This window comes from Pseudomonas sp. HY13-MNA-CIBAN-0226 (genome assembly GCF_040310305.1).
In the GTDB taxonomy this organism is placed as follows: Bacteria; Pseudomonadota; Gammaproteobacteria; order Pseudomonadales; family Pseudomonadaceae; genus Aquipseudomonas; species Aquipseudomonas gregormendelii.
Window position 1 is genome coordinate 1 of the sequence record NZ_JBEOPS010000533.1, and the last position, 244, is coordinate 244.

A 244-nucleotide genomic window follows, 5' to 3' on the forward strand; every position below is an offset into this window, starting at 1 on the left:
GATCAAATATGGGCCACGCCAGATATCGTTTTTCCTGTCGACGAAGGATCGATTACCGGCAACATGGTAGATTACCGTCGCTGTTTTAATATTAATGCAATTGCCCAAGCTGACCAAGATGATACTCGTGCTTTACCTATTAGCCAATTTCAAATGTTACTGATTTCGCTAGGTGTTGAAGAGTATGCTGCTGAAATAATTGCAGAGTCTACGCGGGATTGGCTAGATAACAATGATATTGTCG

1 pseudogene is annotated in these 244 nt (G+C 41.8%); it reads left to right on the plus strand.

The window, feature by feature from the left end:
- Positions 1 to 244: pseudogene (locus tag AAEZ05_RS29785) on the plus strand (hypothetical protein); the annotation flags it as partial.